At 51.5% G+C, this 24,529-nt stretch carries 24 protein-coding genes and 1 tRNA gene; 17 read left to right on the top strand and 8 right to left on the bottom strand.

The features are described 5' to 3' along the window. Positions 1–86 precede the first annotated feature (86 nt). Both H3L95_RS02510 and H3L95_RS02505 read right to left on the bottom strand, forming a co-directional pair. Positions 87–1,451 carry a sodium-dependent transporter gene (locus H3L95_RS02510; RefSeq protein ID WP_040667833.1) on the bottom strand — a complete coding sequence of 455 codons (1,365 nt, stop codon included), beginning with the start codon at positions 1,449–1,451 and terminating at the stop codon, positions 87–89. 285 nt (positions 1,452–1,736) lie between these two features. Next, positions 1,737–1,813: transfer RNA gene (locus H3L95_RS02505), tRNA-Pro, on the bottom strand. 408 nt (positions 1,814–2,221) lie between these two features. On the opposite strand from H3L95_RS02505, the gene H3L95_RS02500 reads away from it, so the two are divergent. Further along, positions 2,222–2,539: a helix-turn-helix domain-containing protein gene (locus H3L95_RS02500; RefSeq protein ID WP_003755250.1), complete on the top strand. Its 318-nt coding sequence runs from the start codon at positions 2,222–2,224 to the stop codon at positions 2,537–2,539. A gap of 47 nt (positions 2,540–2,586) precedes the next feature. Beyond that, positions 2,587–5,148, top strand: a complete 2,562-nt coding sequence (gene glnD, locus H3L95_RS02495) for a [protein-PII] uridylyltransferase (protein WP_003755251.1) — start codon at positions 2,587–2,589, stop codon at positions 5,146–5,148. Positions 5,149–5,559: 411 nt separating this feature from the next. Here glnD and argH read toward each other — a convergent pair whose 3' ends face one another. After that, complete coding sequence (argH, locus tag H3L95_RS02490; protein WP_040667834.1) at positions 5,560–6,939, bottom strand: argininosuccinate lyase; 1,380 nt, start codon at positions 6,937–6,939, stop codon at positions 5,560–5,562. Positions 6,940–7,016: 77 nt separating this feature from the next. Between argH and H3L95_RS02485 the strand changes: the two genes are divergently transcribed. Both H3L95_RS02485 and H3L95_RS02480 read left to right on the top strand, forming a co-directional pair. Beyond that, positions 7,017–8,057 carry a sensor histidine kinase gene (locus H3L95_RS02485; RefSeq protein ID WP_003755259.1) on the top strand — a complete coding sequence of 347 codons (1,041 nt, stop codon included), beginning with the start codon at positions 7,017–7,019 and terminating at the stop codon, positions 8,055–8,057. A gap of 73 nt (positions 8,058–8,130) precedes the next feature. Next, complete coding sequence (locus H3L95_RS02480; RefSeq protein WP_003755260.1) at positions 8,131–8,877, top strand: thermonuclease family protein; 747 nt, start codon at positions 8,131–8,133, stop codon at positions 8,875–8,877. 195 nt (positions 8,878–9,072) lie between these two features. On the opposite strand, the gene H3L95_RS02475 is transcribed toward H3L95_RS02480, so the two are convergent. Then, positions 9,073–9,492, bottom strand: a complete 420-nt coding sequence (locus tag H3L95_RS02475; protein ID WP_040667835.1) for a hypothetical protein — start codon at positions 9,490–9,492, stop codon at positions 9,073–9,075. 185 nt (positions 9,493–9,677) lie between these two features. Between H3L95_RS02475 and H3L95_RS02470 the strand changes: the two genes are divergently transcribed. The 11 genes from H3L95_RS02470 (at position 9,678) to H3L95_RS02420 (ending at position 19,867) form a co-directional block, all read left to right on the top strand. Beyond that, positions 9,678–10,409, top strand: a complete 732-nt coding sequence (locus tag H3L95_RS02470; RefSeq protein ID WP_003755267.1) for a uroporphyrinogen-III synthase — start codon at positions 9,678–9,680, stop codon at positions 10,407–10,409. Continuing rightward, the gene (locus H3L95_RS02465) at positions 10,396–11,928 is read left to right on the top strand and encodes a uroporphyrinogen-III C-methyltransferase (protein WP_003755268.1); all 1,533 of its coding nucleotides are present in this window, start codon (positions 10,396–10,398) and stop codon (positions 11,926–11,928) included. Before H3L95_RS02470 ends, H3L95_RS02465 begins: the two co-directional genes overlap by 14 nt. Then, a complete protein-coding gene (locus H3L95_RS02460; RefSeq protein WP_003755270.1) occupies positions 11,925–13,148 on the top strand; it encodes a heme biosynthesis protein HemY in 1,224 nt (407 codons plus the stop codon). Before H3L95_RS02465 ends, H3L95_RS02460 begins: the two co-directional genes overlap by 4 nt. Positions 13,149–13,268: 120 nt before the next feature. Continuing rightward, positions 13,269–14,330 carry a uroporphyrinogen decarboxylase gene (gene hemE / locus H3L95_RS02455; protein WP_003755272.1) on the top strand — a complete coding sequence of 354 codons (1,062 nt, stop codon included), beginning with the start codon at positions 13,269–13,271 and terminating at the stop codon, positions 14,328–14,330. 394 nt (positions 14,331–14,724) lie between these two features. Continuing rightward, a complete protein-coding gene (locus H3L95_RS02450; RefSeq protein WP_003755277.1) occupies positions 14,725–15,315 on the top strand; it encodes a phosphatase PAP2 family protein in 591 nt (196 codons plus the stop codon). Between the two features lie 595 nt (positions 15,316–15,910). Beyond that, the gene (gene cls, locus H3L95_RS02445) at positions 15,911–17,404 is read left to right on the top strand and encodes a cardiolipin synthase (RefSeq protein ID WP_182096197.1); all 1,494 of its coding nucleotides are present in this window, start codon (positions 15,911–15,913) and stop codon (positions 17,402–17,404) included. Between the two features lie 202 nt (positions 17,405–17,606). Beyond that, the gene (locus H3L95_RS02440) at positions 17,607–18,104 is read left to right on the top strand and encodes a hypothetical protein (RefSeq protein ID WP_003755287.1); all 498 of its coding nucleotides are present in this window, start codon (positions 17,607–17,609) and stop codon (positions 18,102–18,104) included. A gap of 163 nt (positions 18,105–18,267) precedes the next feature. Continuing rightward, positions 18,268–18,366 carry a hypothetical protein gene (locus tag H3L95_RS14170; protein WP_094105930.1) on the top strand — a complete coding sequence of 33 codons (99 nt, stop codon included), beginning with the start codon at positions 18,268–18,270 and terminating at the stop codon, positions 18,364–18,366. Continuing rightward, complete coding sequence (locus H3L95_RS02430) at positions 18,329–18,682, top strand: hypothetical protein (RefSeq protein WP_003755290.1); 354 nt, start codon at positions 18,329–18,331, stop codon at positions 18,680–18,682. The genes H3L95_RS14170 and H3L95_RS02430 overlap by 38 nt, the downstream gene beginning before the upstream one ends. A gap of 129 nt (positions 18,683–18,811) precedes the next feature. Then, on the top strand, positions 18,812–19,348 hold the full coding sequence (locus tag H3L95_RS02425) for a gamma carbonic anhydrase family protein (protein ID WP_003755292.1): 537 nt from the start codon (positions 18,812–18,814) through the stop codon (positions 19,346–19,348). An 84-nt stretch (positions 19,349–19,432) separates the two neighbouring features. Next, a complete protein-coding gene (locus tag H3L95_RS02420) occupies positions 19,433–19,867 on the top strand; it encodes a YiiD C-terminal domain-containing protein (RefSeq protein WP_182096196.1) in 435 nt (144 codons plus the stop codon). A 73-nt stretch (positions 19,868–19,940) separates the two neighbouring features. On the opposite strand, the gene H3L95_RS02415 is transcribed toward H3L95_RS02420, so the two are convergent. Next, a complete protein-coding gene (locus H3L95_RS02415) occupies positions 19,941–20,315 on the bottom strand; it encodes an Mth938-like domain-containing protein (protein ID WP_003755298.1) in 375 nt (124 codons plus the stop codon). Between the two features lie 242 nt (positions 20,316–20,557). Here H3L95_RS02415 and H3L95_RS02410 point away from each other — a divergent pair, with 242 nt between their 5' ends. Next, complete coding sequence (locus H3L95_RS02410; RefSeq protein ID WP_003755300.1) at positions 20,558–21,865, top strand: homoserine dehydrogenase; 1,308 nt, start codon at positions 20,558–20,560, stop codon at positions 21,863–21,865. Beyond that, positions 21,858–22,292, top strand: coding sequence for a hypothetical protein (locus H3L95_RS02405; RefSeq protein WP_003755302.1), 435 nt, complete (start codon positions 21,858–21,860; stop codon positions 22,290–22,292). The genes H3L95_RS02410 and H3L95_RS02405 overlap by 8 nt, the downstream gene beginning before the upstream one ends. 108 nt (positions 22,293–22,400) lie before the next feature. Here the strand turns inward: H3L95_RS02405 and H3L95_RS02400 are convergent, their stop codons facing one another. From H3L95_RS02400 to H3L95_RS02390, 3 genes are all read right to left on the bottom strand, one after another. Beyond that, positions 22,401–22,655, bottom strand: coding sequence for a glutaredoxin family protein (locus H3L95_RS02400; RefSeq protein ID WP_003755305.1), 255 nt, complete (start codon positions 22,653–22,655; stop codon positions 22,401–22,403). 124 nt (positions 22,656–22,779) lie between these two features. Continuing rightward, positions 22,780–22,980 carry a (2Fe-2S)-binding protein gene (locus tag H3L95_RS02395; protein WP_003755307.1) on the bottom strand — a complete coding sequence of 67 codons (201 nt, stop codon included), beginning with the start codon at positions 22,978–22,980 and terminating at the stop codon, positions 22,780–22,782. Between the two features lie 442 nt (positions 22,981–23,422). Further along, on the bottom strand, positions 23,423–24,508 hold the full coding sequence (locus H3L95_RS02390; protein WP_003755310.1) for a metallophosphoesterase: 1,086 nt from the start codon (positions 24,506–24,508) through the stop codon (positions 23,423–23,425). Positions 24,509–24,529: the final 21 nt, after the last annotated feature.

Raw genomic sequence — 24,529 nt, 5'->3', positions numbered from 1 at the left:
ACCCAGCTTACATCAACCGCCTGAACAAGCTTTATCAATACTGAAATATAAGGCAGTTTAAAATTTTCAGACGACCTTACGTACCATTACAACAAATTGCTGACGAAAATCAGCAAAATCACCAACGGCACGAGGTATTTCACATAGGCAAACCAAATATTGACCGTCGTATGGTTGCCTTTATAAAGCAATTCGTCCTTCGCTTCATCCTTCATCACAAAACCAACAAACAGCGCGGAGCCGAGCGCAGTCAGCATAAACAAGATGTTGCCGCTGATGTAATCGAAGGCATCGAAAATATTTTTGCCAAACACGGAAACGTCTTTCCACGGACCATAGCTCAGAATGGACGGGATGTTGCCGAAGATGAAGATGGCAGCCAGTACAATCGTAATCGCGGCGGTACGGCGGATTTTGGTTTTTTCCTGAATGGTCGTAATCAACACTTCATAAATGGTCAGTGAAGTTGTCAGCGCGGCAATCAGGAGCAGCGAGAAGAAAATCACGGCGAACACAGGTCCTGCCCACATATTCGAGAACACAATCGGCAAACTTTGGAACACCAAAGTCGGACCGGAATTGGGCGCGACGCCGAAGCTGAAGAGCGACGGAAAAATCATAAAGCCCGCCAGTACGGCGATGATGGTATTGGTAATTGCCGTGATAACTGCGGTTTGAACCAGATTCTCGTTTTTATCCAGATAACTGGACAAAGTAATCATCACGCCGAAACCCAAGCTCAGTGCGAAAAATACCTGCCCCAAAACGAAGACGAAAAGTTCGGCGGTAATCTTGCTGAAATCAGGCTTCAGATAGAAAGTAATCCCTTCCATCGCGCCCGGCAGGGTAACGTTGCGCACGACCATGGCAATCAGGAACAAAAACAGCAGCGGCATCAGGTATTTCGCTGCTTTTTCAATACCGCCGATGACGCCTTTGACCAAAATCCATTGGTTCACAATGACAAACAAGAAAGTGTAGAACGCAATTTCCCAAGGGCTGTTTTCGATGTGTTCGGTAAAGAAGCTTTTCGTTAGTTCGCCGCTGACAGGGCTGGAAATATTCAGGTTTCCGCTAATAATATTAACGATATAGCTGATCACCCAGCCGCCGAGCACCATGTAATACGCCATAATGCCGAACGAGCCAAGCAAGCCCATCCAGCCGACCAGTTTCCAAATTTTAGCGACAGGTTTGCCGTTCAACGAGCCGCCGAACGCATCCAGCGCATTCACACCTTTGCGCCGTCCGATGACGTTTTCCACCAAAATCATCGGAATACCGATAACAAACATGGCGATACAGAATAAAAACACATACGCGCCGCCGCCGTTTTCACCGACCAAATACGGGAAACGCCACGTCGCGCCGAAACCGACAGTCGCGCCGGCAACGGTAAGGATATAAGTCAAACGGTTGGACCAAGTTTGACGGGGTTGGTTGGAAGACATAAAACACCATCTGCCTTGTTGGGAAAACTTGAAATTATACGCGAACGGATTAACGGTTCTTAACTGAATATCAAAAAGCAGTATAGTGAAAACATCTGGGAATTTTGCATTTTTTAGGGGAAAACCATAAAGACAAAGGTCGTCTGAAAACAAAACAGGGGATATAGCTGGATACATTAGAAAACCATTGTCATTTTCACTATATCAAAATGTCAGGATTCAGACTTGAAACCACGATATGAAAAAACCTGCTTTGATCATGCAATCAAAGCAGGTTTTTATATTTGGTCGGAATGAGAGGATTCGAACCTCCGACCCCTTCGTCCCGAACGAAGTGCGCTACCGGGCTGCGCTACATTCCGAATGAGCAGGCATTATAGAGGAATTTTCGGCAGGATGCACGGATTTTGTTCACAATCTAAAATAAAAATAGATGAATTGCCTTCAATCTGCCCCTGTTTTCAATTAACATAACCTATCTTTAAAATTTATTTTATAAATAATCCTCAGACTTGATTTGAATCAAAGCTCCAAATTGAGTTTCATTTATAATCGCCGACATTGGAACTGAGACGACATTTCTCAAAGTCCTCAAGATTTTCTGATCAGTAGATGATGCATCTGCTTTGATTTAATACTCTCTATCTCTTTCCTCTTGATGTGTGTGTGTTTGGGTGTGGCTGTTGCCACCCCTTTTTTTTGGCTTTTATGTGAAGTAAAATCCGTAACAGCAAATTCTTAACTTCAACCATTTATCCGGAAACAAAATCATGAGCAATAAATTGACTCCGCCTGCCGAACTGCCTGATGAGCAGGATTTACGGGCGGTCTTGGCGTACAACATGCGGCTTTTCCGCGTGAATAAAGGCTGGTCTCAGGAAGAGCTGGCGCGGCAATGCGGTTTGGACAGGACTTATGTATCGGCTGTGGAGCGCAAACGCTGGAACATTGCGTTGTCGAATATTGAAAAAATGGCGACGGCTTTGGGTGTGGCTGCGTATCAGTTGCTGCTGCCGCCGCAGGAGCTGCTAAACCTGATGACCAATCCCTCTGATGCCCAACAGAGGTCGTCTGAAAACGATATTTGACTGCCGAATCATCCGCGCCCTCTCCCCACTACTTGAAAGAATAAAAAATGTCTGCAAACCTGTCTTCAGCATTGGAAACCTTCAAACAGCAACGCACTGCCGCCGAAGCGCATTATTTGAAAGCCAACCGCGTGTCGGTATTTTTCAGGGAATACACGGCGGCAGTCGAAACCTTGCTGGCGGCATTGTGGGTAGAACATTTTCAAAACAGCGCATTATGCCTGATGGCGACCGGCGGCTTCGGGCGCGGCGAGCTGTATCCTTATTCTGATTTAGATTTGTCAGTCGTGTCGTCTGAAACCGTTTCAGACGACCTTCAAGAAAAAATTGCGGCTTTCGTTCAGGCTTTGTGGGATATGAAACTTTCACCGTCGGTCAAAAGCGGCAGCGTTGACGAACTGTGTGAAAGCGTGCGCGATGATATTACGGGGGACACGGCGTTTTTAGAGGCCCGTTTTTTGTTCGGCAACCGCCAAATAGCGGACGAGTTGGCGGAAAAAATGAACGCGCAACGCAATGTAGCGGCGTTTATCGAAGCAAAACTGGTGGAGATGGAACACCGCCATGCCAAATCGCAAGGTTCGGGAGCGGTATTGGAGCCGAACATCAAAAGCTGTCCCGGCGGTCTGCGCGACATCCACACCCTGCTTTGGATAGCGAAGGCGCAAGGCTTGGCGGCCAACCTGCCTGCGCTGGTCAAACAAGGCATTCTGACGCGCACCGAAGCCGGCATGCTTTCACACGGCTACCGCCGCCTCGCCCACATCCGCATCCATCTGCATTTAAACGCAAAACGCGCCGAAGACCGCCTGCTGTTCGATTTGCAGCCGCAAGTCGCCGAAAGCATGGGCTATCAAGGCTTGAATCTCCGCCGTCAAAGCGAAGAACTGATGCGCGTGTTTTACCGCGCGATTAAAACCGTCAAACAATTGAGCGGCATCCTCACACCCATGCTGCAAAGCCGCGTTTCCTCCACGCCGATGCGCGTTACCCTGCGGATTGACGACGATTACATCCAAGTGAACAATCAAATCGCCGCACGGCACACCGATATTTTTTTCAGACGACCCGAACACATTTTCAAAATTGTCGAAATCATGCAGCAGCGCAACGACATTACCGCGCTCGAACCACAAACCCTGCGCGCTTGGTGGGGCGCGACGCGCAAAATCAACCGCAGCTTCTACCAAAATCCCGAAAACCGCCGCCGCTTCGCCGGCTTTTTCCGCAGCGGCAACGGACTGACCCAAACCCTGCGCTTTCTCAACCTCTACGGCGTGTTGGGCCGCTATCTGCCCGCGTGGGAAAAAATCGTCGGGCTGCTCCAGCATGACCTGTTCCACATCTATCCTGTGGACGACCACATCCTCGCCGTCGTCCGCAACGTCCGCCGCCTTGCCCTAGACATGCACAGCCACGAGCTGCCCTACGCCTCCGCACTGATGCAGTCCTTTGAGAAACAAGACATCCTCTATCTCGCCGCCTTCTTCCACGACATCGCCAAAGGACGCGGCGGCGACCATGCCGTACAAGGCATCGCAGACGCGCGCCAATTTGCCGCCGACCACTTCCTGACCGAAGAAGAAAGCAACCTGCTCGCCTGGCTGGTCGAAAACCACCTGCTCATGTCCACCGTCGCCCAAAAAGAAGACATCCAAGACCCCGACGTACTCGATGCCTTCTGCAAACGCGTACAAACCCACGAACGCCTCAGCGCGCTCTACCTCCTGACCATTTCCGACATACGCGGCACCAATCCCAAACTGTGGAACGCATGGCGCGCCAGCCTGCTGGAAAGCCTGTTCCACGCCGCCGGACGCTACCTCGCAGGCAACGGCGGCAACCCGCACGCCCTCTTCGGCCGCCGCCAGCAAGAAGCCGCCGAATTGCTTACCCGCGCCGCCGTCCCCGAAAAACAGCAGAAAAAACTATGGAACACGCTCGGTTCCGCCTACTTCGCCCGCCATCAGTCCCGCGAAATCCTGTGGCACGCCGCCAACCTCGTACACGACTTTGAAACCCCCATCGTCCGCAGCCGCATCCTGCCCAAAAGCGACAGCTTCCAAGTCATGGTCTTCATGCCCAACGGTCCGCGCCTGTTCGCCCGCCTCTGCCGCATCTTCAGCCGCCACGGTTTCGACATTCTCGCCGCCCGCGCCTTCATCACCGAACACGACTACATCCTCGACACCTTCATCGTACAAATCCCCTCGCAGCACGCCCCCGAAGACTACCCCGACATCCAAAGCGCGCTCGAAGCCGAACTCAACAGCTTTATCCACGGACACACCGTTGCCGAAACCCAAAGCCGCAGCCGCCGCATCAGCCGCCGCAGCCGCTACATGCCGATTGCGCCGAGCATCACCATTACCCCCGAAGAAGACTACCCCGACTGGTACTCCGTCGAAATCACCGCCGTCAACCGCCCCTTCCTGCTCGCCGACATGGCGGAAGTCTTCTTCGCCCACAACGTCAGCCTGCGCTACGCCAAAATTTCCACGCTGGACGAACGCGTCGAAGACAGCTTCATCGTCTTCAGCCCCGATTTGAAAAACCCGAAAACGCAGTCGTCGTTGAAACAGGCTTTGTTGGAACAATTGTCGGTGTGACGGTTTGATTTAAAGGAAAAGTATGAGGTCGTCTGAAAACCTGTTTTCGATTTTCAGACGACCTCTGTTTCTGATTTAAGATGGTTTTAAATAATAAAATTCTGCTTGTCGATGTGAATCCAGCTTAGACAGCAAGCAGATGCTGATACTGCTTTCACTTGTATAGTGGATTAAATTTAAATCAGGACAAGGGCGACGAAGCCGCAGACAGTACAGACAGTACGGAACCGATTCACTTGGTGCTTCAGCACCTTAGAGAATCGTTCTCTTTGAGCTAAGGCGAGGCAATGCCGTACTGGTTTAAAGTTAATCCACTATATTTTGAATCCGATATAAATGGCTCTTTACACATCAAAAGGTCGTCTGAAACCCTGTTTCCCGTTTTCAGACGACCTTTCTATCTATTTCTCTTTAAGCCAACAATTTCCGCCAGCGTTTCACTTGGAAGCGTACTTGCTCCGGCGCGGTGCCGCCCAAGTGGTTACGCGCGTTCAGGCTGCCTTCGGGTGTCAGTACGCCGTACACGTCGTCTGAAATCAGCTTGCTGAAACCTTGCAGAACTTCGATCGGCAGTTCGCTCAAATCAACGCCTGCTTGGTCGGCGTGGCGCACGGCTTGGGCGACGACTTCGTGGCTGTCGCGGAAAGGCATGCCTTTTTTCACCAAATAATCCGCCAAATCGGTGGCGGTAGCGAAGCCCTGCATCACGGCGGCGCGCATATTGTCGGGTTTGACGGTCACGCCGCGCATCATGTCAGCGTAAATCCGCAGGGTGTCGATGAGTGTGTCGGCGGTGTCAAACAGCGGTTCTTTGTCTTCCTGATTGTCTTTGTTGTATGCCAAAGGCTGAGATTTCATCAGGGTAATCAGGCCGATAAGGTGTCCGATGACACGGCCGGATTTGCCGCGCACGAGTTCGGGCACATCGGGATTTTTCTTCTGCGGCATGATGGACGAACCTGTGCAGAAACGGTCGGCGATGTCGATAAAGCCGAAACGCGGACTCATCCACAAAATCAATTCTTCGGACAGGCGGCTCAGGTGAACCATAATCAGCGAGGCGGCGGCGGTGAACTCGACGGCAAAATCGCGGTCGGATACGGCATCGAGCGAGTTTTGGCAGATTTGTTCAAAGCCCAGCAATTCGGCGGTGATTTCGCGCTGAATCGGATAGGTCGTACCGGCAAGGGCGGCAGCGCCGAGCGGCATACGGTTGACGCGTTTGCGACAGTCGGTCATACGCTCGAAATCACGTCCGAGCATTTCGACGTAGGCGAGCATATGGTGTCCGAAGCTGACGGGCTGGGCGACTTGCAGATGGGTGAAACCGGGCATGACGGTTTCGGCGTTTTGTTCCGCCAAATCGACCAAAGCCGTTTGCAGGCTTCGAATCAGGTCTTGAATGACGGTAATCTGGTCGCGCAGCCACAGGCGGATGTCGGTGGCGACTTGGTCGTTGCGGCTGCGGCCGGTATGCAGGCGTTTGCCGGCATCGCCGATTTTTTCGGTCAGGCGGCGTTCGATGTTCATGTGGACGTCTTCCAAATCCAGCGACCAAGAAATAGTACCGTCCTTGATTTCTGCTATAATCTCCGCCATTCCCTGACGAATCGCCGCCAAATCTTCTTCACTCAAAACACCTGATTGAACAAGCATTTGCGCGTGAGCCAGCGAACCCTGAATGTCCCACTCGGCAAGCCGTTTATCGAAATCGATCGAACCGGTGTATTTTTTCACCAGTTCGGAAACAGGCTCGTTAAAACGGCCCGACCAGGTTTTGTCCTTACTCATGGTTTCGTCCTTCAGATAAAATAACAGAGCCAATAAGGCTCGTATAAACGCATTAAAAGAAAACGGTTGGAAATTTTATGTCTATTATACGTCAAATCAACAATACATTCGCCGTCCCGGACCTGCGCAATTCGGCAACAGTCGTGCGCCTTTTGATTATTGTCTTGGGCAGTCTGTTCTTTTTACCCTTGATCAGCGATTCTTCGCTCTCCTATTCCGCAGAGATTTACCATCATTCCCAATGGGTGTTTCCCGTATTGCTGGGGATTTTGGTTAAAGCCTATTTTGTCAATATCTTCACCCCTGCCATCAAAACATCGCCCTACGGCGTCATTATTACCTATTTTTTGAACTTATCGATATTTGCAATCGTCGATTTCTTCATTCTGAAAACACACGGCAGAACGCTCTCGCAACATTTCTTCCTGTTCAACCTTTTCCTGCTCGGGCTGATGTATTACGAAGCTTCGCGCCGGAACGGCCTTGCGCCTTCGATTTCCGAAGCCCGCCTCAGCGCGCTGACTGCCCGCATCCGCCCGCATTTCCTGTTCAACAGCCTCAACGCCGCCATCAGCCTCATCCGCCTGCGCCCGTATGATGCGGAAACCCTGCTGGAGAACCTCGCCAACCTCTTCCGCGCCCAACTGCGGGACGGCAGTCAAAGCAGCACTTTAGGACAGGAAATCGAATGGGCGCAGGAATACATCGCCATCGAACAAATCCGCATGGGCCATATGCGCGTGCAAGTGATGTGGCAGCACCAGGCGCCCGATGACGCGGAAACGCCGCACCTCCTGCTCCAACCCCTTTTGGAAAACGCGGTCTTCCACGGCGTCGAATCGACCCACCGTCCCGGCATGATTACTGTGTTTACCAAGCTCAACAAATCATCCATCTACATCCGCATCGAAAACCCGTACACCCCGCCCGAAAGCAGCGAAAACGCCAAACCGCACAAAGGCAACTCAATGGCATTGCACAACCTCAAAGAACGCCTGACGCTGATGTACGACAACGATGCCAAAATCCAAAGCCGCCAACTCGACGGCATCTTCCGCGTCGATATCCGCCTGCCTTACCGCAAAAAAGCCTCTGATGTGAACAGACTGTTCGGTTAATACAACCATCCCCCAAAGGTCAAAGGTCGTCTGAAAAATTTCAGACAACCTCAAACAAACCACCGTCAACCTTATGAAAACCAAAACAATCTTAAAATGGCTTCCCGTGGTTTTGTCCGTCTTGGGCGCATTGGGTTACAGCTCGCGCGATACCGAAATCATCCGCTCCGGCGTGCAATTCGCTTCTGCGCTCACAGGCAGCAGCCATCTCGGTATGGAAGCCTTCGGCGCATTATTATCGGAAACCGTCAAATCAGGGTCGTCTGAAAATACTGTACACCAAAGCCATCCGCACACTCAAAAACGCAATTCCACCACTCCCCATACCTATCGCGGCAAAATCTCCAAAATCCACGACGGCGACACCCTCCACGTTATCGACGAAGACGGCGCAAAACACAAAATCCGCATGGCGTATATCGACGCACCCGAAATCAATCAGGCATACGGCACGCGTTCGCGGGACAACTTGATTGATGCCGCCGACGGCAAAAAGGTGAAGGTACGCGTATTTGAAACAGACCGCTACCAACGCGAAGTCGCGCAAGTTTCCGTCGGGACGACCGATTTGAACCTCATGCAACTCCGCGACGGAGCGGCATGGCATTACGACAGCTACGCCAAAAAACAACAAAGCAAAACCGCCTATACCGATTACGCCGCCGCCCAAAAACAGGCGAAACAAAAACGCAAAGGCTTGTGGAGCGGTAAAAATCCCCAAGCCCCGTGGGACTTCCGCCGCGAAGAGCGCGAAGGGCAAAACGGCGGGCACAACGAGCGCCGTCAAGAATCAGGCGGACAATGGTTTGGCATTTGGTAACCGGTGGCTCTCGACATTTAATTTTCCAAGCGGATTTTTGTTTATAAACGGAAGATTCAAGGCGGAAACCGCAACAAGGTTGGATGCCTTGCGAGGATTTCCAACGCAACGGAAACTATTGAATCTCGACAGCTCCCAGTATAAAAAAGTCGTCTGAAAAATATTTTCAGACGACCTTTTAATGAATCCAACAAATTAACGGCATTGCAGCCAAGTCCGTTTGAGATGATCGACATCCGTCACTTTGCAGACATTTCCGGAGCAGCTGACCGAATAATCTACTTTGGTCGGATGCCCCCATTGTTTGAAGCCGGCACGAATTTTGCCGTTGGGCAAGGCAGACACGCTGACCTTGGCTTCGGTTTTAGGATCCTGACTGTTCCATATCGGATCGGCCTCTATGCACAAATCCGCCGACCGAGAGGCAGTACGGATGGCTTTTTTCAAAGAAGCATCGGCATATCGGTTCAAAATCTTCACACCCGATTCATCATCGCGGCTTGCTTCTTGATAAATCTTCTTCACCAAACTGACCTTGGCGGCATTGTCTCCGCTTGCAAAAGAGACAGACGGCACCAGTAACGCAGCGAAAAGTATGGTCGCTATTTTGTTCATATTATGTTTTCCTAAAATCAAATCCCACCCTTCCATACCGTCCAATACATTATTGAAACCATACTCAGTATTGACTTGGCAGGGTTCAGCCGTAAAAATACAAAAAGAATTATATCCATTGGATATGCTTTTTCAAACCGATTTAAACGTCATCACCCATTATCCATCCTATGAGGTCGTCTGAAATGCCTGTCATGCTGATTGTCCGTCCGTCCGCGCGTGCGGGAGACGATGTGCGCACCTGTTCGCAGGCAGGGTGGCGCGCGCGGGTGTTGAGTCCGGTTGAAATCGAGCCTGACGAAGCGGCGTTGCGCGGCTTGAAAGAACAGTTTTCCCGTGCGGATGCGGTGTTTTGGGTCAGTCCGACGGCGGTTGAAACCGCTGCGCCGTATGTGGATTTTTCAGACGACCTGAAGGTTCAGGTTGCGGTCGGTCAGGCAAGCGGTCAGGCTTTGCAGCGGTGTGGCGCGAAAAATGTGTCTGTGCCGCAAGAAGGCAACGACAGCGAGGCAGTGTTGCGGCTGCCGGTTTGGGATACGCTGCCGCAGGGCGCGCGCGTATTGATTGTGCGCGGACGCGGCGGGCGCGATTTTTTGGCGGAGTCGTTAAAGAAAAAAGGCTTTGCGGTGGAAATCGCGGAAGCGTATTTCAGACGACCTAATGGATTGAATTGGCAGGATTTTGATGCCGAATCCATTGATGCCGCCTTTATCGCTTCGGGCGAACTGGTGCGCGGGCTGTTTTCGCAGGTTCCGCCGCAATTTTCCCGATTCTTCGAATCCTTGTTATACTTCACCCATCATCCGCGTATAGCCGACGCGCTTCGCGAGGCGGGTGCGCGCCACATACGGGTCGTCGCTTCTCTGAAAGCGGCACTTTCATCATTTCCTAAGGAGCAAACCGATGAGCCGGTCTGAAGACAATCCATCCGAAGCAAACGAAGCCGGTCGGCCGATTATCGTCGACAGTCAGGGTAACGCGGGGTCGTCTGAAACAGTGGCTCCGAAAAAGGCCAAGCAGCCTAAAACCTCCGAATACGCAGGAACACACATGTCTGAATCTAAAAATCTTCCTCAAAACCAACCCGCCCCCGTCATCATCAAACAATCCGGCGACAGAGGGCTGGCGGTAGGCGCGCTGGTGCTGGCGCTGCTGGGTTTGGGCGCAAGCGGCTTTTTGTTTGTGCAAGGACAAAACGTCTTGAAAAACCAAGAGCTTTCGTTTAACCAAAAGCTCGATAAAGCCGCCTTGGGCGAATCTGAAAACGCTTTACTCCTGAAAGACCATTTAAACCGCCAAACCGCCATCCAAGCCGAATTGGAGCGCTTGAGCAAAGCCCAAATGGCAAACAGCGAACAAATCCTGTTGACGCAAAAAGCGTATCAGGAGCTGACCAAAGGGCGCGTCAACTGGCTGGTTGACGAAGCGGAAACCATGTTGAACCTCGCCTCGCAGCAACTGCTGCTGTCGGGCAACGTACAAGGCGCGGCGGCGGTGTTGGAACATATCGACGGCCGCCTGAGCCGTTTCGACCAGCCCGAGCTGCTGCCCATCAAACAAGCCGTCAGCCATGATTTGGCGGCATTGAAAAACCGTCCGTATGTCGATATTTCCGGCACGGCGCTGCGCCTCGACCGTTTGGAAACCGCCGTTTCCGGCCTGCCGCTGGTGTTGGACGGCGTATTGCAGCCGGGCGAACAGGCGCAAAGCAACGGCGCATCTTCAGGCTCTTGGTGGCAAAATACTTGGGATAAATCTTTGGTTGCACTGAAAGGGCTGGTGGAAGTCCGCCGACTCGACAATAAAGACGCGATGCTGCTGTCGCCCGAACAGGCGTATTTCGTCCGCGAAAACCTGCGCCTGCGCCTTTTGGATGCGCGTACCGCGCTAATGCAGCACAACGGCGAGGTTTATCAAAGCGATTTGAACTACGTCGAAGCGGCAGTCAAGCAATACTTTGACGGCAAATCGCCCGCAACACAGGCATGGCTGAAAGAGTTGTCCGAATTGAAAGCGCTGGATGTACGTATGATTTCAGACGACAGTTTGAAAGCCAGCCTCAGCGCAATCCGCGCCTATCAAGACGGTACGCGCACTCCGGTCGCGCTGCCCGAACCCGTAACAACCGCCTCGTCCGCGCCCCTGCCCTCCGCCGCGTCCGAAGCTGCCGCTCCTCAAACCGCCTCGCAGGTGAATGAAACTGCTTCCGCACCGAAAACCGCACCGGCTCCGAGGGCTGCCCATCCTGCCAAAGCAAGACCCGCTCCTGCACAGAAACCCGCCCCTTCCGCCCAAGCAGACACGAAGCCTTTAGAAGCTCCGGCGTTGCCTTCCGAGGCCAAACCGCAAAACATTTCCGAGCCGGAAAAGAAAGCGGCCCCTGAAAAACAAAGCCGCCCTGCCGCCGATGCTGAGACCAAAGGAGGCCGTGCATGAAAGCCGTCGTCTGGATTGTCGTTTTATTCGCCACTGCAGTCGGTATCGTCCTAACTTCCGGTATTTACACAGGTAATGTCTATATCGTCGTCGGACAGGTCATGATGCGGGTCAACCTGCACGCCTTTATCTTAGGGCTGGTTCTGTTTGTCGTTACCCTGTATTTCCTGATCAAATTCATCGTCGGCCTGATGAACATCCCCGCCCGTATGCAGCGTTTCGGTACGGCGCGCAAAGGCCGTCAGGCAGCCGTTGCTTTGAACAGCGCAGGTTTGGCGTTTTTTGAAGGCCGCTTTGAAAAAGCGGAGCAGGAAGCCGCCAAAGTATTGGAAAACAAAGAAGCCGGCGACAACCGCAACCTCGCGTTGATGCTGGGCGCGCACGCCGCCGACCAAATGGAAAACTTCGAACTGCGCGACCACTACCTGAAAGACATTGAAAAACTGCCGAACAAACAGCAGCTTTCCCGCTATCTGTTGTTGGCAGAGTCCGCACTCGGCCGCCGTGATTATCCGACCGCCCTGGAAAATCTGAACGCTGCCGCGCGCATCCATCCCAACCTGTCCCGCCTTGCCCGCCTGCAACTGCGTTATGCCTTTGACCACGGCGATGCGGAAGATGTGTTGGCGAAATCCGAAAAACTGATGAAAGTCGGCGCGATTAACGATTTTGAAGCGGAACAATACCAAAGCTGGGCATACCGCCGCCTGTTGGCGGAAGCATCAGACGCAACCGGTCTGAAAACCTGTCTGAAGCGCATTCCCGAAGCACTCAAGGCGGACGAATTGTGTGTCGCCATTGCCGAAAAATACGAGCGTCTCGGACTCTATACCGAAGCCGTCAAATGGGTGCGCCAATACTACCCGCAAAACCGCCGCCCCGAACTTTTGGAAGCCTTCGTCGAAAGCGTCCGCTTCTTCAACGAACGCGGCCAGCAAAAAGCCATCGACCTTGCCGATTCTTGGCTGAAAGACAAACCCGACGACGCGCCGCTCTTGATGTACCTCGGACAGCTTGCCTATGGCCGCAGCCTGTGGGGCAAGGCGCAAAGTTACCTCGAAGCCAGCATCGCCCTGCAACCGAGCATCGCCGCCCGCCTCATGCTGGCGCGCGTACTCGACGAAACCGGACAACCGCAAAAAGCTCAGGAACAGCGGAAATTGGTTTTGGAAGCCGTCTCCGATGACGAACGCCACGCAGCGTTGGAGCAGCATAGCTGAGTTTGGGAAATATCTTTATCTATCCACCTTTTCAGACGACCTTTTATTGCGGAAACCGCCGCAAAGGTCGTCTGAAAACCGTTTTCCTTCCCCGTTTTACAAACAAACCGAAAGCCCCACATGACCTCTTTGAAAAACGACACCTTTCTCCGCGCCCTGCTCAAACAGCCCGTCGAATACACACCGATTTGGATGATGCGTCAGGCGGGGCGTTATCTGCCCGAATACAAAGCCACACGCGCGAAAGCGGGCAGCTTCCTCGATTTGTGTAAAAACACCGAATTGGCGACCGAAGTCACCATCCAGCCCTTAGACCGCTTCGATTTGGACGCGGCGATTCTGTTCTCCGACATCCTGACCGTCCCCGACGCAATGGGCTTGGGTCTGTATTTTGCCGAAGGCGAAGGCCCGAAATTCGAACGCGCCTTGCAACACGAAGCCGACATTGCCAAGCTGCAAGTTCCCGATATGGAAAAACTGCAATACGTCTTTGACGCCGTCGGCTCCATCCGCAAAGCATTGGACGGCTGCGTACCGCTTATCGGTTTCTCCGGCAGCCCGTTCACGCTCGCCTGCTATATGGTCGAAGGCGGCAGCAGCAAAGAATTCCGCACCATCAAAACCATGATGTACTCGCGTCCCGATTTGCTGCACAAAATCCTCGACACCAACGCCCAAGCCGTTACCGCCTACCTCAACGCCCAAATCGACGCGGGCGCGCAGGCCGTGCAGATTTTCGACACTTGGGGCGGCGTCCTGAGCGATGCGGCGTTTAAAGAATTCAGCCTCAAATACATCCGCCAAATCGTTGCCGGTTTGAAACGCGAAAGCGAAGGCAGACGCGTTCCCGTTATCGTGTTTGCCAAAGGCGGCGGGCTGTGGCTGGAGGGCATGGCGGAAATCGGCGCAGACGCATTGGGCTTGGACTGGACGTGCAACATCGGCGAAGCACGCCGCCGCGTCGGCAACCAAGTCGCCCTGCAAGGCAACTTCGACCCGTTTGCCCTCTTTGGCACGCCTGAATCCATCCGCACCGAAGTCGCGCGCATCCTAGCCGACTACGGAAACGGCAGCGGCCATGTCTTCAACCTCGGACACGGCATCAACCAACACGCCGACCCCGAACACGCCAAAATCTTAGTCGATACCGTACACGAACTGTCGCGCCAATATCACGCCTGATTGGGCGTAACGTAAAAGGTCGTCTGAAAACCCAATCTGCTTGCCGGTTTGGTTTTCAGACGACCTTTTTATATTGGATGAAAAGTAAAAATCAGACATTTTCTATTTAATTGACTGCATATTTACCCAAATCAAATTGATTTCACATATTTCAAAAGGCAGGTATGATGATGTTCTTTAAAACAACCTTTCCAATTTCAATAAAATCCATCTTTTTAGGGGCTGTCAACATTTAATTTTCCCGGTGGATTTTTGTTCACAAAGCGGAAGATTCAAGACGGAAACCGCAACAAGGTTGGACACCTTGCGAGGATTTCCAACGCGGAAGATGCTGCTTTGAGGATAAAAAGACACGGAAACTATTGAATGTTGACAGCCCTCTAGGAACACACACATGAACTTTCAAGACTATTTCGTCAATCTGATATTGAGCGGCGTGATGATTATCGGCGCTTATCAGTTTTACTTTTATACCCAGCGCCACCCTTTGCGCAAAGAGATTGTTTGGAATTCCCCGATAGACGAAAAAATCCCTTTCCGCCCGCGTTGGTCGTGGATATACAGCTTCCTTTACTACCCCGCCATCCTCTACCTCAACATCATCGCCACCGACCACCGCCATTTCAACATGATGGCGTTCAGCTTCCTGATGTTGCTGTTTATGCAAATGCTGTTTTTCTGGCTGTTTCCCGTTTCCACCCCGCCGCATTGGCGCAGCATCAATACCGGTAAAACACCGTCCGAATGGTTTTTACAGTTTGTTCAAAAATTCGACCAAGCCAGCAACTGCTTCCCCAGTATGCACGTTTCCGTCGCCATGCTGACCGCCCTGCACGCGCTGCCGACTTTGGGCGCCGCCGCGTTCCTCTTTCCCGTATTGATTGCCCTGTCCTGCATCTTTACCAAACAGCACTACCTGATTGACCTGCCCGCAGGCGCAGCATTGGGCGGCTTTGCCTACTGGCTGAGACCTTTGCAAAAATAGTCTGTTAACGAAATTTGACGCATAAAAATGCGCCAAAAAATTTTCAATTGTCTAAAACATTCCTAAATATTGAGCAAAAAGTAGGAAAAATCAGAAAAGTTTTGTATTTTGAAAATGAGATTGAGCATAAAATTTTAGTAACCTATGTTATTGCAAAGGTCTCTGGCTGTATCTTTTAGTGCTTTGACGCACCCAATCCTAATAAAAAAACCTAAAAGGTCGTCTGAAAACGAGCGAAGCGAGTTTCGCTAAAACGAGCGTAGTGAGTTTCACTAAAACAAAACTCAAAAGGTCGTCTGAAAACGAAAAACACCCGCTTATCGGTGTCAACTCGTTTTTCAGGCGACCTTTGTATATACTCACCATCTGAACCTTACCGCCTCAAACCAGTCAGACTCAAAAATATAGTGGATTAACTTTAAACCAGTACGGCGTTGCCTCGCCTTAGCTCAAAGAGAACGATTCTCTAAGGTGCTGAAGCACCAAGTGAATCGGTTCCGTACTATCTGTAACTGTCTGCGGCCTCGTCGCCTTGTCCTGATTTAGTTAATCCACTATACATCCACTCCCGCCATTCCTCCACCGCCTATCGAACATGACTTTTCTAAAAGACATCACCTGGACAGAAATCTTCATTTTCGCCCATACCTGCGCCGCGCTCGGCTGCGTCTTGCGCGTGTTGTACAAACAAAAAAACATCGGCTCCACGTTTGCCTGGCTGATTATCCTCTTCCTTTTCCCCGTCTTCGGTACCATCGCCTACCTGCTTATCGGCGAGCCGCGGCTCGGCACGGCGCGGGCAAAGCGCACGGGCGAGATGAACCGCTTCTACCAAAGTTTCGCTGAAACCTACCTCTCCGACATCTACCTCGGCGTCGGCGAAAACGTCAAATCCCGTTATCACGGCATCAGCAAAGTCGCTGCGAGCGGAACGGGACTCGGCGCGACGCGTAACAACGCCATGACGCTGCTGTCCACCACCGATGAAATCATCGACACCATGCTTGCCGACATCCGCGCCGCCCGCCATTCCTGCATGCTCGCCTTCTACATCATCGAACCCGAAGGCAGGATAGAAGAACTGTTAAACGAACTCCTCGCCGCCGCCGACAGAGGTTTGGATTGCGCCATCCTCGCCGATGCCGTCGGCAGCAGCCGCTTTTTCGACAGCGGCTGGGTAGAAACCCTGCGCGAAGCCGGCATAGAAGTCCACGCCTCCTTGCCCGTCGGCGTCTGGCGCACCTTCTTCACCCGCACCGACCTGCGCAACCACCGCAAAATCCTCGTCATCGACAGCAAAATCGGCTACACCGGCAGCTTCAACCTCGCCGATCCCCGCTTCTTCAAAAAAGATTCAGGCGTCGGCGAATGGGTGGACGTCATGATGCGCTGCACCGGCCCGCTGGTACTCGAACTCTCCGCCGTCTTCTTTGCCGACCTCGCCGTCGAAACCGACGAAAACCTCGAAAGCGTGCAGCAATATCTGACGCAGGCGCAAGAGCGCATTCCCGAAATCCTTCCCGAAAAAATGCAGCAGGGCGACATCGTCGCCCAAGTCATCCCCTCCGCGCCCGAACAAGGCAGCCACGTCATTTACGAAACCATCATCAGCGCGATTTACGCCGCCACCAAACAAATCACCATCACCACCCCCTATTTCGTCCCCGACGAACCCCTCCTGATGGCATTGACCATCGCTGCCAAACGCGGCGTCAAAGTTACCCTGATCCTGCCTGCCAAAGTCGATTCCTTCATGGTTCGCTACGCCTCCCGCGCCTACTACCCCATGCTGCTCGACGCAGGCGTCAAAATCGCCATGTTCGAAGGCGGACTGCTGCACGCCAAAACCATGACCATAGACGAAGACTACGCCCTCTTCGGCACAGTCAACATGGACATGCGCAGCTTCTTCCTCAACCTCGAAATCAGCCTCGCCATCTACGACCGCGACATCACCAAACAAATCTGCAACCTCCAACGCGACTACCTCAAAAACAGCAGCTACATCACCGTCAAAGCATGGCAGCAACGCTCCAAATTCCGCGGGCTGATAGAAAACACCGTCCGCCTGATGAGTCCGCTGTTATAAGCAGGCTTACCGTTCGCACAAGACCAAAGGTCGTTTGAAAAGCTTAGAAACCTTTTCAGACGACCTTTTTGTTTGGATAACAGTTGTCAGCCCGAAGACAGATAGATAATATAAACCGAATATTTTTCATCTCGCCCGCGCCCCGTAAACCAATATTCCCGGGCTTGGTACTTGTAAAATTTGAGTCAAAAGGCAAACAACAATGAAAAAAACTTGGAATCAAATACTTGAATCAGCGCAACCTGTGGTTGATTTTTTGTCATCAGACAGTTTCTTTTCCCGTCCTTATGACGGCGATCGTGAAAAATTTATCGTTACCGCCTCTCCGGAGGAAGCCAGATATCTGTTAGGCGATGAATGGGATGAGTGGCAGGAGATTATAGAGGCTCAGCAATTCCCAGATTCGGATGATTTTGATTGGCACTACTTGATTGGTCGTAAATTAATTAATACCAATTGCTTGGGGGCTCTAGATAAGAATTTACATGGGGCAGATAAAAAGCTCACGATAGAGGGTGTAGTAAACTTCCTTGAGGAAACAATGCCTTATTATATGGACATTTTATTGAATTGTTACGCCAATAATTATATGCCGGAAATTTGGAAAGATATTTTGTATGTTTTCCAGCATAACGGTTTCCCTTGCGGTTGGAAAGGAGATTATCCGGAAGGAAAAATGATCGTTTTTTCTAATGAATAAAGGATGAGAAAACCGTAATCCGTTTGAAATCTTAATTCATGTGTATGGGTTGGTTTGAAAAGGTCGTCTGAAAAACTTGAAACCTGTTTCAGACGACATCAAAGTCAACATCCCGTTCCACTTCTAAGATCAGTATTACGACGAAGAAAGCGGGTTACACTACATCCGTTTCCGGTATTACGACCCTGAAATCGAGCGGTTCGTGAGTCAGAATCCTATTGTGTTTGCCGAAGGAGTTAAAACATGGAGTTTTTTTAGATAAAGATAATTATTGTTGTGTAAAAAATACTGCTAATCCTGATGAACAAGTTATCGGAGACTTTTTTGAAGGAGACATTCAAGGTTGCGATTACACTGTCAATTTATTCATTGATGTCATTAATCAAATTAAAAATGATGAAATAGAAAACTGGCAGGGAACAGGTAATGCCCACACAATTTCCATAACAAAAGATAAGATAAATATTTTTAACGAATTTACTGAAATGGATGTAACTATTTATGACTTTGAATACTTTTTGTCCCTTTTATATCAATGGAAAAAATTGATTGAAAGTAGGACCATAAATCAAACTTGATTTTTTGATCATTATTCACAAAGTTAGTTTGAGTCGAAGACCCAACATTTAAAAAGGTCGTCTGAAAAGTTTAAAATCCGTTTCAGACGACCTCTTAAAACAAACCCTGCTTACAAAGGAAATAACCGCATGAACCCCATCCGCCCCTTCTTAGACCATACTCCGCAAGTCCACGAGTCCTGTCTTATCGATGAAACTTCGGTCATCATCGGCGAAGTGTCGCTTGCCGAAGACGTATCCGTCTGGCCCTATGCCGTTTTGCGCGGCGACGTGAACAGCATTAGCATCGGCGCGCGCAGCAATGTGCAGGACGGCAGCGTTTTGCACGTTTCGCACAAAAACGCGGAAAAACCTGAAGGCTCGCCCCTTGTCATCGGTGAAGACGTTACCGTCGGACACAAAGTCATGCTGCACGGCTGCCGTATCGGCGACCGTGTTTTAATCGGTATGGGAACAATTATTCTGGACGATACTGTCGTCGAAAGCGACGTGATGATAGGCGCAGGCAGCTTGGTGCCGCCGCGCAAACGTTTGGAAAGCGGCTATCTTTATGTCGGCTCGCCCGTCAAACAAGTCCGCCCGCTGACCGACAAAGAAAAAGAGTTTTTGAAATATTCGTCCGCGCATTATGTGCGTCTGGCAGGACAGCACAAGCAATCAAAATAAGCCCTCTGCACTACCTTATCGCTATAATTGGTGGGGCTTTGCTGCCTGCTCCTGATTTTCAGACGACCTATCCCGATACCGACCATGAACCCCAAAACCCTGCAAGATTTCCTACATGCCCACATCCCTGCGACCGCCCTGCTCGACCTGAGCGTCTTGGAAACCACAGCGGATCAGACCGTACTTTTCGCACCCCACGCCCCCAACCGCAATCATAAAAATACTGCCTTCGGCGGCAGTATCGCATTGGCGGCAACCGTCGGCGGCTGGGCAACTGTCTATCTCCATTGCCCCGAATCGGATGGCAATATCGTCATTCAAGAAGGTACTACCCGCTACCTGCGCCCTGCCCGAGGCAATCTGACCATCATCACACGCAGTCCGCCGGCTGAAGAGTGGCAAAAACTCAAAACCATGTTCGAGCGCCATAAAAAAGGAAAAATCACCCTGCAAACCGAAATCTATTCGGAAAACGAATTGGCTGCCGTCTTTGACGGACGTTTTGTCGTATTGGGATAAGGTATCGGCTGTTTCATAGACAAAGGTCGTCTGAAATTTTCAGACGACCTTTTTATATCCAGTGGATGTCTGTTCACACCCACAGCCAAGCCCAAACGCTGCGTCCTTCACCTTGCAGCAACACCAGCGTTCGGCAGGCGGAGGCTGTGTTCATACATTCCAACCCGATGCCGTGTGCGGCAAGTTCGGCGGCGATTTTCGGATGGAGGAACTGCTGCTTCTCCCCCGTGCCGATGATGATGACTTCGGGCAAACCGTCCGACTCGGAGGTCGTCTGAAACAGGTCGGCGGCAGTCAGTTCGGACGGCATTTGCACGTTCATTGCTTCGATTTTGCCGTTGCGCCAGATGATGGGGGCGGTGTAGGTTTTGCCGCCCGCTTCGATTGCGCCCGCCCGATAAGCGGTCAGGCTTAGGGTTTCATCGGTTTTGTTTTCTTCAATCAGCATTTTTCTTCCGTTTCTTTCTCGGCTTGATATATCAATTTCAAACAGGCTTGCCGCCCTTTCGCCGCGTTCCGTAAAAAAGGTGCAAAATCAGGCAATTTCAGGTAGGATGGGCGACTTTAGCCTGCGCCTTCCGCCCTTGCAAAATCAGCATTATATCAATCTGCGGCGGCGGTGCGTTTCGGGCTTTCTGAATTTCTGTTTTTACTTTTTGATTTAAGAGAATCGGCTCACAAGGAGGCACAATGAAGCCAGTAAACATCGGTCTTTTAGGTTTAGGTACGGTCGGCGGCGGTACGGCTGCCGTGTTGCAGGACAATGCGGCGGAAATCAGCCGCCGTTTGGGACGCGAAGTGCGCATCAGTGCCGTATGCGACTTGAGCGAAGAAAAAGCCCGCCAAACCTGTCCGTCCGCAGCCTTTGTCAAAGACCCGTTCGAACTGGTCGCGCGTGAAGACGTCGATGTCGTCGTCGAATTGTTCGGCGGTACCGGCATCGCCAAAGATGCGGTGTTGAAAGCCATTGAAAACGGCAAACACATCGTTACCGCCAACAAAAAACTGCTCGCCGAATACGGCAACGAAATCTTCCCGCTGGCGGAAGAAAAAAATGTCATGGTGCAATTTGAAGCGGCTGTGGCGGGCGGCATCCCGATTATCAAAGCCCTGCGCGAAGGCCTCGCCGCCAACCGCATCCGCAGCATCGCCGGCATCATCAACGGCACCAGCAACTTCATCCTCTCCGAAATGCGCGAAAAAGGCAGCGCGTTTGCCGACGTATTGAAAGAAGCGCAAGCGTTGGGCTACGCCGAAGCCGATCCGACCTTCGACATCGAAGGCAACGACGCGGGCCACAAAATTACCATCATGAGCGCGCTGGCATTCGGTACGCCGATGAACTTCCCCGCCTGCTACCTCGAAGGCATCAGCAAACTCGACAGCCGCGACATCAAATACGCCGAAGAACTCGGCTACCGCATCAAACTTTTAGGCATCACCCGCAAAACCGACAAAGGCATCGAATTGCGCGTCCATCCGACCCTGATTCCCGAAAGCCGCCTCTTGGCAAACGTCAACGGCGTGATGAACGCCGTGCGCGTCAACGCCGATATGGTTGGCGAAACCTTATATTACGGCGCGGGCGCGGGCGCATTGCCGACCGCTTCCGCCGTGGTTGCCGACATCATCGACATCGCACGCCTGATTGAAGCCGATACCGACCACCGCGTACCGCATCTGGCGTTCCAACCCGCACAAGTCCAAGCGCAAACCATCCTGCCTATGGACGAAATCACCAGCAGCTATTACCTGCGCGTCCAAGCCAAAGACGAACCGGGTACGCTGGGGCAAATCGCCGCGCTTTTGGCAAAAGAAAACGTGTCCATCGAAGCCTTAATCCAAAAAGGCGTGATCGACCAAACCACCGCCGAAATCGTGATTCTGACCCACAGCACGGTCGAGAAAAACATCAAGCGCGCCATTGCCGCCATCGAAGCATTAAGCTGCGTGGAGAAACCGATCACCATGATCCGCATGGAAAGCCTGCATGACTGAGCCGAAAAACGAAATGTCCGCCGAAGAGCAAGCCACGGCGCGTAAAAAAGCGAAAGCCAAAATCCGCACCATCCGCATTTGGGCGTGGGTCATTTTGGCGCTGCTCGCCGCCACCGCCCTGCTCTCGCAGTGTGCCATGTCCAAACCGCAGGCAAAGCAGAACATCTTTGAGTCTTGCGTGAAAAACATCCCCTTTGCCGAAAAATGGCAAAACGATTTGAAAGAAAGGGACTTGGATTCAAACAACAGCAAACTCGCCACCGATTACTGCACCTGTATGTGGGACAAGCCTTTGGACAAACTCTCCGAAGATCAAATCCGTTCATTGGGCAAACTCAGCCCGCAAGAGCAGCTCGACCTGCTCGGCGGCGCGCAAGCGTTTGAAGATCGCGACAGGCAGTGTGTGGCAGGTTTGAAGGCGGAATAATCCGGCTTTGACATGGCAAAAAGGTCGTCTGAAAAAACTCCGTTTGTTTTTTTCAGACGACCTTTTTATTGATAAGGGATTCACTGCACATCAGGATGGAACAACAAACTATGCTCGTGCGATCGGTTTCTTCCCTTCCAACCATACCTTCAGTTTTTCCTCATCCAAAAACCAATGGCAGATTTCTTCGTCCCCATCCAATAACACGGGGACAAGCTCGTTATATTGTTCTTCTAAAACAGGGTCTTCATCGACATCGAAGATTTCCAACTCAAAACCGAATTCCTCTTGATACGGCTTGAGCTGTTCACGCATTTTGTGACAGAGACTGCAATATTCTCGAAACATCAGGGTCAGCTTCATGGCGGATGCTTTGTGGTGTGGTAAACGAAAAACGGATTGTAAGATAAAGGCTGCCGTCAATGCAAAGGTCGTCTAAAACCTTGATTTCGGTTTCAGACGACCTTTGATAATGCTTTAGACAAGATTAGGATTGCACATTGATACCGGCGGTAACTGTCGTTTGTGCACTGTTGGCATTCAGGAAGGAAGCCGCCAACTCGCCGCAGCAGCCGCAGCAGGTCGCAACGCCCAATTGAGCCTGCAAATCGCTCATGGTACTCGCGCCTGCAGCGATGGTTTCTTTGATGTCATGGTCGGTAATGGCGTTGCAAATGCAAACAAACATGATGTGCTCCGTGTTTTCTTTCGCTCAGTATTGATAGTGTGTTTTATTCTTAAACGTGAATATAAATAAAAACAGTTTGCATTGCAAGACCGGTTCGAACAGTTTTATTTGGTAATTTTCTATTGATTTTCCTTTTCCGATTGATTCGATAGATTGGAACCATATCCTAAAAACAGCAAAGCCACGCACGTCATAACATTTCACAACAAATATAGTGAATTAAATTTAAATCAGGACAAGGCGACGAAGCCGCAGACAATACAGATAGTACGGAACCGATTCACTTGGTGCTTCAGCACCTTAGAGAATCGTTCTCTAGAGAATCGTTCTCTTTGAGCTAAGGCGAGGCAACGCCGTACTGGTTTAAAGTTAAGCCACTATAAAAAATACAGGCTACGCAACGGCAAGCCTGTACTTTTTATCTTTTCATTTTGCAATACCGCTATTTCCCCTTCACATCAATCACCCACACTTCCGACTGTGAACCCAAGCGCAGCGGAATCCCCCAGAAACCGTAGCCGGACGTGACAAAAAAGTGTCTTCCGCCGATTTCCTCGTAGCCGTAGGCAAGGCGGTAAAGCGTGCGCACAATCAGGTTTGCCGGCGCGATTTGACCGTTGTGGACATGACCGGAAACTTGAACGTCAATAGGCAGCTTGGCGTGCGCCTCGACTTCGGTCGGGCGGTGATCCATCAGCAAAACGGGCTGATCGGTATTGTGGTTTTCCAGCAACTGCGCAACAGACGGACGGTCGTGGTCCAAATCGTCGTTGCGGCCGACGAGCAGGAAAGCATCGTGTTGCAACACTTGGTTGCCGAGTACGGTAATGCCTGCCGCTTCGAGGTCATGGCGGATGCGAGCGCTGTCGCCGAACATATCGTGATTGCCCAAAGTCGCGTAAACACCCAGCGGCGCTTTCAGACGACCCAGATGCGGCTGCATATTCTCTTTGCGGTAGGCATCGACGTTGTCGTCCATCAAATCGCCCGGCAACAGGATTAAATCGACTTTTTCGCGGTTCATGATGTCCACCAGCTTATCCAGTTGCCGCGCGCCGAACAAAATCCCCAAGTGCAGGTCGCTTGCCATGCCGATACGCAGCGGTTTGTCCATTTTCTTATCGATCACGACGGTCTGATGACGGACGACGGGCGTATAAGCGTTGTACATCCCCAAGCCGACCAAACCTAATACAAACAGCGGCGCAAACAAGCGCAGGCTGCGCGACAGCAACCGGCTGGCCACGAATTTGCGCAGCAGCAGAAACAGGACAAATGTCGCCAGCGCCGCATACATCACAAACAGCAGCAACACCATCCAAAATGCCATGATGCGGAACATAAAATGTCCCAATTCCAACAAAAGCCCAGTCAGCAGGCCGTTGGTCACGAAATACGATACCCCCATCAGCCAACGCCTACCCGCCTTGCCGACCACCGGCGCGAATAGCCATTGCAACGAACGCCCCAGCCCGAACGTGAAAAGCTGGAGCAATACAATCATAATCAAAAACATCGTGCCGAACATAAAGCGAACCTGTTGAAAATC

The sequence above is a fragment of the Neisseria sicca genome (assembly GCF_014054945.1).
In the GTDB taxonomy this organism is placed as follows: domain Bacteria; phylum Pseudomonadota; class Gammaproteobacteria; order Burkholderiales; family Neisseriaceae; genus Neisseria; species Neisseria sicca.
Note: the sequence above shows the minus strand (reverse complement) of the source record. Positions and strands in the feature narration are given on the sequence as shown.